The 8,186-nt window shown below is 55.6% G+C and carries 8 protein-coding genes; 7 read left to right on the top strand and 1 reads right to left on the bottom strand.

Going from position 1 to position 8,186, the window contains the following annotated elements; translation table 11 throughout:
* The coding region (locus HQL65_19500; protein ID MBF0138423.1) for a hypothetical protein at positions 1–217 on the top strand (217 nt) is incomplete at its 5' end.
* 729 nt (positions 218–946) lie between these two features.
* Here HQL65_19500 and HQL65_19495 read toward each other — a convergent pair.
* On the bottom strand, positions 947–1,717 hold the full coding sequence (locus tag HQL65_19495) for a formylglycine-generating enzyme family protein (protein MBF0138422.1): 771 nt from the start codon (positions 1,715–1,717) through the stop codon (positions 947–949).
* Positions 1,718–2,150: 433 nt separating this feature from the next.
* Between HQL65_19495 and HQL65_19490 the strand changes: the two genes are divergently transcribed.
* Genes HQL65_19490 through HQL65_19465 form a run of 6 tightly spaced genes read left to right on the top strand, consistent with a single transcriptional unit; the run spans position 2,151 to position 8,162 of the window.
* Complete coding sequence (locus HQL65_19490; GenBank protein MBF0138421.1) at positions 2,151–3,203, top strand: 4Fe-4S dicluster domain-containing protein; 1,053 nt, start codon at positions 2,151–2,153, stop codon at positions 3,201–3,203.
* A complete protein-coding gene (locus HQL65_19485) occupies positions 3,200–4,066 on the top strand; it encodes an FAD/NAD(P)-binding protein (protein ID MBF0138420.1) in 867 nt (288 codons plus the stop codon). The genes HQL65_19490 and HQL65_19485 overlap by 4 nt, the downstream gene beginning before the upstream one ends.
* A gap of 49 nt (positions 4,067–4,115) precedes the next feature.
* Positions 4,116–4,904: a hypothetical protein gene (locus HQL65_19480; GenBank protein MBF0138419.1), complete on the top strand. Its 789-nt coding sequence runs from the start codon at positions 4,116–4,118 to the stop codon at positions 4,902–4,904.
* Complete coding sequence (locus tag HQL65_19475; protein ID MBF0138418.1) at positions 4,901–6,208, top strand: Ni/Fe hydrogenase subunit alpha; 1,308 nt, start codon at positions 4,901–4,903, stop codon at positions 6,206–6,208. The genes HQL65_19480 and HQL65_19475 overlap by 4 nt, the downstream gene beginning before the upstream one ends.
* A 5-nt stretch (positions 6,209–6,213) precedes the next feature.
* Positions 6,214–7,059, top strand: a complete 846-nt coding sequence (locus HQL65_19470; GenBank protein ID MBF0138417.1) for an Rpn family recombination-promoting nuclease/putative transposase — start codon at positions 6,214–6,216, stop codon at positions 7,057–7,059.
* Positions 7,060–7,106: 47 nt separating this feature from the next.
* Positions 7,107–8,162, top strand: coding sequence for a hypothetical protein (locus HQL65_19465; GenBank protein MBF0138416.1), 1,056 nt, complete (start codon positions 7,107–7,109; stop codon positions 8,160–8,162).
* Positions 8,163–8,186: the final 24 nt, after the last annotated feature.

Genomic DNA, 8,186 nt, shown 5'->3' with positions numbered 1-8,186 from the left:
GGCTCTGGCGTTGGCTCTGGCGTTGGCTCAGGGGTCGGCTCGGGTGTCGGTTCCGGAGTTGGCTCTGGCGTTGGCTCAGGAGTTGGCTCAGGAGTTGGCTCAGGAGTTGGCTCAGGCGTTGGCTCAGGCGTTGGCTCAGGAGTTGGTTCCGGAGTTGGCTCAGGAGTTGGCTCAGGAGTTGGCTCAGGCGTCGGTTCCAGCGTTGGCTCCGGTGTGACTTGCGGTGTCTCCGTCACAGGTGGATCGGTAGCAGGCGGCTCGGTTACATGCGGCTCGGTTCTGATCGGCGTATCAGCCCCAGTCTCCACCGCTGGCGCTCCGGCTCCAGGAATTTCCTGCGGCAATGGGGTGGGTTCCAAACGCTCAGGCGCAACAGGTTGACCAGCAACAGGCGTCTGCCCGGGAGGCGTAAATTGAATCGGTTCATATTCCGGAATACCCGTCGGCGGGGGCGGAACAGGTTCCTGCTGCCCACCTTGCGGGTTGTCAATCGGAGGCACCGTCGGAATCGGCTCAGGAGAATCCGTTACAACATTGACAGCCTCAAGAACAGGAGCATTTTCCTGCTCATTGGGAGCCGGGGGATTGAAGTTGATGTGGTCAGGCTGCTGGTTCGCCAGATCAGAATTATCCGTGGCGTGAATAGCACCTGCCTGCTCTATCGCACTGTTCTGGCCAGTATCGGTCGTATCCTGCTGATTAAGAGAGGTCAGATCGTCCAAAACCTGCGCAGCTTCTTTCTGCTCAGAGGTAATGGTATTTTGAATGTCTTCAGCCATCTCAAATCCTCCCAATCACCCAGAATACGCCACTTTAATACGCCACTTCACCTGTCACGCAGCCCTTCCCATAAACATGCTCCATACCTAAGCAGGCAGTATGCAGGATATTCACTCACCACACGAATTTCCATGAGCCATTGGTTATAGATTTTTCAGAAATCCAATCAATTCTTCGGTGATGGAGGTTGCCGAATCCGGATCAGACGGGTTCCAACCAGTCCATTCCGAAAGCCGGTGGCATCATCCACCCGACTCGTGCAACGCACGGTCCGGGCACCCAGAAGCCAGGAACCTCCCCGCATCAAACGCACATCACCACTGTCAAATACCGGATTCTTTTGCGAGGCCTTTTTGTAAACCGTCATGGTATCCAGGACCCACTCATAGACATTGCCGCTCATGTCGTGAATGCCCAGTCCATTGGCAGCCTTTGTGCCCACCCGGTGGGTCGTTCGGCTGCTGTTGTCCCCATACCAGGCCACCTGGTCGGCACCCTGGCCACCACTGTATTTTTCTGCCTTGCCCCCGGAGCGACAGGCATATTCCCATTCCGCCTCGGTCGGCAACCGATATTGATCCGTCCCCTGCACATTCAATTTTTTAATGAATGCCTGGACATCATCCCAGGAAACCTGCTCGACGGGACACTCGTCTCCACAGGCAGAATATTCCGCCGGATTGCTGCCCATGACCGCCCGCCATTGAGCCTGAGTGACTTCATATTTGCCGATCTCAAACGTGTCCAGACACACTTCGTGCAAGGGTTGCTCATCATCGTAGGCATCACTGTCGCTGCTGCCCATCTGGAAACACCCTCCCGGAACACGCACGAATTCCAAATCCCTCCCCTTTTCACAAAATCCGGGGTTCATCCAACCCCAAGCCACAACCATGACCATGCCCAACAGAATCCCTTTTCCCCTGCTCCGCTCCATAATCTGTCTCTCCCAGTCTCGTTGAATCGTCCATATCGTCAAAAACCCTCTTCGCCCCAAATCATCCCCAAACCATTATTACGCAACTGCGGCAATGGTACCACCCTTCACCACAATCCACGCACCATGCTCCCATCCATGCCTTGGACTCTGGCACAAAAAGAAGCCCATAATACCGGCGGGGGATTGAGTACTTTGACATCTTTCGCCGGATACATGGACTTGTTTGATAAACCAGTCGCATCATGCAGGTTGATCCTGAAAGGGGTATTTTTGGCCTATCCTGTCCCAACAGCCTGGATGGATCCCCCATATTCCATCCCAATCTGTCAAACTCAGCATGATCCTTGCGAGGAATCCCCCGATACCGTAGAACAAACTTCTCGACAACTTCCATCGTGCTGCGCTGTGGCATGAACAGGAGGCAGCAATCATGAATGCGTTTCTGGTCCGGAAAGAGGCCGTATCCGCCTGGATACGACGTTTGGCACAAAAAAATACCGTTTATTTTCCACAACGTGCCGGACACTCCGCCCTGCGTTTCAAACCGGTGCAGGAAGGATCGGAGGTTCAGTTCGAACGGTACCATCCAACGCTGGTTCCCCCAGGAAAAAAATTGGCCCCGGCCAACGAAGTCTTGTTCCATTATCGCCAGGAACGCCCTGACGATCCGGAAATGGAACCGGCCATGGATGAATCCCCACGCATTCTGGCCGGGGTTCGCCCGTGCGATCTCAAAGGTATTCACCTGATGGATCGGGCCAATCATGAAGGTCACGGCGATCCCCACTATCTGCTGCGCCGTGCCCATACCACGCTCATCGCCCACGACTGCCTGCAACCCTGTGACGATGCCTGCTTCTGTGATGCCGCCGGCTCCCTCCATTGGCGACAAAACGCCGATGTTTTTCTGACCCCGGTTGCGGATGATCTTTTGCTGGAAATCCAGTCGGACCGGGGCAAAGCCCTGGTGCAGGGTGAAAATTTTCCAGTCTGCCCGGATGTCGCTGCATACAAGGCCAGGGCCGAAAAAATGCGCACCAAACCCTTCGGACGCCAATTTGTCACCGCCCTGACCAATCTTCCCGGTATCATCGCCAAACAATGGCAATCACCCGTCTGGGAACAGCATGTCGAACGCTGTTTTTCCTGCGGCACCTGCAATCTGGTCTGCCCGACCTGCTATTGTTTCGATGTGCATGACGATTTCGAAATCACAAACGTCCATGCGGGCCAGCGAACCCGAACCTGGGATGGCTGCATGCTGCCCGGGTTTGCCGAAGTGGCCGGCGGACACAATTTCCGCCCGCAACCGGCAGCCCGCCAACGCCATCGCGTCAAACGCAAATTTGAATATCTGACCCGGCATTTTGCCGAAACCAGCTTTTGCACCGGCTGCGGACGGTGTGGCCGCCAGTGTACCGCCAATATTGACATCTTCAATATCGTCAACGATCTGGCCAAAAATGCGGAGGTGCGCCCATGATCACACCCGGTATCGATACCAACGCCACCTTCGACAAAAAACTCTACCTGCCGCGCATGGCCCGGATTCTCGAAATCAAGACCATGACCGCCCGGGAAAAATATTTCAAGGTCGAACTGCCTCAACCCCTGGGACATCGCCCGGGACAATTCGTCATGCTCTCCCAACTGGGCATCGGCGAGGCACCGATCTCCATCTCCTGCGGTCCACGCACCGACACCATTCTGGAAATGGTCATCCGGAATGTCGGCACCCTCACCCAGGTTTTGCACGGTCTGCAACCGGGCCGGAAAGTGGGCGTGCGGGGACCTTTCGGTTCCGGATTCAATCTGGCCGATTTTCGGGGCAGGGATGTCCTGTTCGTGGCAGGCGGATTGGGCCTGGCTCCCCTGCGCTCCCTGATCCAACCGATCCTGGCACAACCGGAACTCTATGGCTCCATCACCCTCATCAGCGGTTGCCGTACCCCGGCAGACGAACTCTACCGGGAAGAGGTCCAGACCTGGTCCCGTCTGGACAACGGCCAGGGAAAAATCCGGATCATCCGGCTGGTGGATGACACCGCCCATCTGACCTGGGATGGCGAGGTGGGACTGGTCACCGAACCCCTCGCCGACCTGAAAATGCAACCCGACAACACCGTGGTGGCCCTCTGCGGACCACCCGTGATGTACAAGTTCGTCATCATGGAACTCAATGCCCGTGGCGTGCCTCACAACCAGATTTTTGTCGATCTGGAACGCCGCATGAAATGTGGCGTCGGCAAATGTGGCCACTGCCAGATCAACCACGTCACCTGCTGTCAGGAAGGACCGGTTTTCCGGTTCGACCTCATTGAAAATCTTCCCGAGGCATTCCGATGAAACCAGACGTGGCGTTCCCTTGCGTCCACATTGAAAATCTTCCCGAGGCATGGCGATGAAACCGAAAGTGGCGTTCTTTGATTTTGCCAGTTGTGAAGGTTGCCAACTGACCGTACTGAACTGCGAGGATGTCTTCCTGGATCTGCTCGCCCTGGTGGATATTGTCGAGTTTCGCGAGGCCATGTCGGAAACCGCGCCCCGTTGCGACGTGGCCTTCATCGAAGGCAGCATCAACCGGGAAGAAGACGCCCAGCGGTTGCGGGGCATCCGTGCCCGCAGCACCGTTCTGGTGGCCATGGGGGCCTGTGCCTGCATGGGCAATGTCCAGGCCCGCGCCAATTTTGTCGCCCCAGCGGAAAATTACAAGCGCGTCTACGGCGAAGCCGCCCGCAACCTGGTACAAACCGATCCCGATTACTGGCCCCTCTGGGCACATACCCGGGTGCGCTCCGTCAAGGAGATTGTCCCGGTGGATTTTGAACTGCGCGGCTGTCCCATCGTGGCCGATGAGTTCGTCCATCTCGTCAAGGCCCTGGTCAGTGGCACCACCCCACATTTTCCGGTCCAGGCCGTCTGTGTCGAATGCAAAATCAATGAAAATGAATGTGTCTTCGATCATGGCGAAACCTGCATGGGCCAGATCACCCATGGTGGCTGCCAGGCCGTTTGCGTGACCCAGGGTTACCGGTGCGATGGCTGCCGTGGCCTGTTGCCGCAGGCCAACCTGGCCGCGCATCAGGCCCTGCTCCGCGAAAAAGGGGCCACCGAGGCCTCCATCCAGAATCGGTACCGTTTGTTTTGCAGCGCGGAACCCCCAGGGAAAGGGAGACGGATATGACCCCCACGACCAAAAGCTATACCATCGATGTCCACCATGTGACCCGCGTCGAGGGACACGGCAGCATCCGCATCAATACCCGGGATGGGGTGGTGGAAGAGGTCAAACTCTGCATCGTCGAGGCCAACCGCTTTTTCGAAAGTTTCACCCGGGGCATGCTGCCACAGGACATACCCTGGGTGGTGGGGCGCATTTGCGGCATTTGTTGCGTCGGTCACCAGTTGGCGGCCACCCGGGCCGTGGAGGATGCACAGGGCATCACCATCTCCCCGCAAACCCTCCTGTTGCGCAAAATGCTCAACGAGTCGCAGTTTTTGCAAAGCCATGTCCTGCATGTCTATTTTTTGGCCGTGCCGGATTTTGTGGGTGCGCCCAGCGTCTTGCCCCTGATCAAAACCCATCCCGAAGTGGTGAAACGTGCCCTGCGCCTGAAAAAGCTGGCCAATGATTATACCGCCGTTCTGGGAGGACGCACCCTCCATCCCATGAGCAATACCTTGAAAGGCTGGCGCAAACTGCCGGATCTGGACCGGATCGAGCAGGTACGGAACCGTCTGCTCGCCGCCGTGCCGGATTTGCAGGCAACCATCGACGTGGTCAAAACCCTGCAAATTCCCCCCTACGAACGGGAGACCGAATTTGTCTCCCTGAAACATCCCGATGAATATGCCCTGTATGATGGTGAGGTTTTCAGTTCCGACACCAGGGCAGGGGTACCGATTCGCGACTACCGGTCAGTCACCAATGAATTTACCGTGGCCCATTCCACCAGCCAATGGTCACGCTGGCATCGTGAATCCTATGCCGTCGGTGCCCTGGCGCGGGTGAACAACAATTTTGCCCAACTGCGCCCGGAGGCCCAGGAGGTCGCCGCCGCCTTGGGACTCCAGGTTCCCTGCTACAATCCCTACATGAACACCGTGGCCCAGGTGGTCGAAATTGTCCATTGCGCCCACAACAGCCTGGCCATGATGGAAACCGTCCTCAATGGCGGCTTGCAAGAAGAGGATATCCGCCACACACCCGGACCTGGATGGGGCGTCGGGGCGGTCGAAGTGCCCCGTGGCATTCTCTTCCATGAATACGTCTTCGATGCCGAGGGGCGTTGCAGCAACGCCAATGCCATCATTCCCACGAGTCAAAACATCAACAATATCGAACAGGACATGAAGGCTTTTGTCCCGCAGATGCTGCCGCACATGTCCAGGGAAAAATTGACGTTGCACATGGAAATGTTGTTGCGGGCCTATGACCCGTGCATCTCCTGCTCGGTGCATATGTTGAATGTCGAGTTTGTGGATTGATCTCTATGCATGACCATGATCTCGGTTATAACAAGTTTTTCTCACATTCCCGGATGGTCCAGGACCTTGTCGAAGGTTTCATCCATGCGGATTGGGTTTCCGGACTGGATTTTTCCACCCTGGAAAAGGTCAATCCGGTCTATGTGAGCGATGACTTTCGCAAACGAATCAATGATCTTGTGTGGAAAATCCGTCAAAAATTTCCTCCGGTGGCTCCCATCGTGTTGTACAATGGGCCAAGTCGCTGGACGGCGGCACTGAATGTTGCCGACCTGATCGAGAAATATCCACCTGGCCTGGAAGCCTGCCGTCCACACATGCACTATCTGTTGATCGATGAACATCGCTTCCAGGAAAGTGATCTGCGATCCATGCAAAATGTGGTCGCGGCGCTGTTCAGATTGGAAAAAAGCCGCACCCTGGATAACGTTCGACAGGTGGTCCAGGAGCTGGACCTGTGGCTGAAAGGTCCACACCTGAACGAGTTGCGCCGAACATTTGCCAACTGGTTGGTGCAGATTCTGTTGCCAAGACTGTCCAAAAAAAATCCTGTTCTGCCGGAATCCATTCCGGAGATCAACGATCTGAAGGAGGTTCATGTCATGCTGGCAGAAACCGCTGTAAGATGGACCAAAGAGTGGGAACAGGAAGGTCATAAAAAAGGTCGCAAAGAGGAACGGGCTGACATCTTGCTGCGCATCCTGCGGCGTCATTTTTCTGGCCTGCCATCCTGGGTTGAATCGGGAGTTCGTGCTGCTGATCTGGACACCCTGGATATATGGATGGATCGGGCGATTGATGCGCGTTCGTTGCAAGATGTCTTTGGTGACGAAACGGTCAGCGACACATGAAGTTGAAACCAGGCAGAAACTCGGGAAATTGCACCTGGAAATGAGTCATGGCCAACAATGCCCCACCGGATGCTTTCCAGAACGATCAGTGGACCACTGCGGTTCATCTTCTGGGCTATGATGGTTTTGCCCGCCAAGCCATCGACATTATCCGAAAAGCAACCCCCCCTTTCGCCATGACCATTGGCGGACGCTGGGGAGCCGGCAAGACTTCCATGCTGCGCACCCTCATGCGGGCGTTGGGAGGCAAGGAACTCGTCGCGCAGGGGACGGTATTTTCCATACGAGAAACGTGGCCCGGCCCCATTTCGGCCAACCTGGAAGTCCCGCATGATCAACTTAAAAAAATCAAAACGGTCTGGTTCAACCCCTGGCAATACCAACATGAACCCCATCCTCTCATTCCCCTGTTGCATGAAATTCGCGAACAATTGACCCCCGTCAGCAAAATCACGAACAATCTGACCCAAAAGACCGATGTGGTCATCGAAGCCGGCATCCATGCCCTGAACGGCATGATTCAGGACATATCAGCAAAGTTTGGCCTGTCGAACACATTCAAGGATTTTGCAAAACATGTGAGCGATGCCCGGCAGCGCCAGGAAAAGGAGCATTTTTCCGGTTTATTGAATGCCCAGCGGTTTCATCTGCAATTTGAAAAGGCGGTGTTGCAACTGGTCAATGCCGGCAGGGAGGATACCCGGGCACGTCTGGTGATTTTCATTGACGATCTGGACCGTTGCCATCACAAGACTGCGTTTGACCTGTTGGAATCGATCAAGCTTTATCTTGCCAGCCGCTTTTGTGTCTTTGTGTTTGGTCTGGACCGGGTGCATGTAGAAGCGGCGGTGGAAAAAGCCGGGGGATATTCCCGCCAGGAAGCAGCGCAATATGTGGAAAAACTCTTTCAAGTGCGCCTGCATCTGCCCACTCCGAGCCAGGAACAATTGTCCACTTTCATCCAGGGGATCATGCCGCCGGAATGGGAAGAAAAATACGCCACATTCCTGTCCAGAATACTCCCTCCCAACCCACGCGCCATCAAAAACTATCTCAAGGAAATCCGGATCTGCTCTTGCCGAATTTCCTCGCCATGCCATTGAAGAACTAAAAAAACACCCTCCCCC

The sequence above is a fragment of the Magnetococcales bacterium genome (genome assembly GCA_015228935.1).
Lineage (GTDB): Bacteria > Pseudomonadota > Magnetococcia > Magnetococcales > DC0425bin3 > HA3dbin3.
Note: the sequence above shows the minus strand (reverse complement) of the source record. Positions and strands in the feature narration are given on the sequence as shown.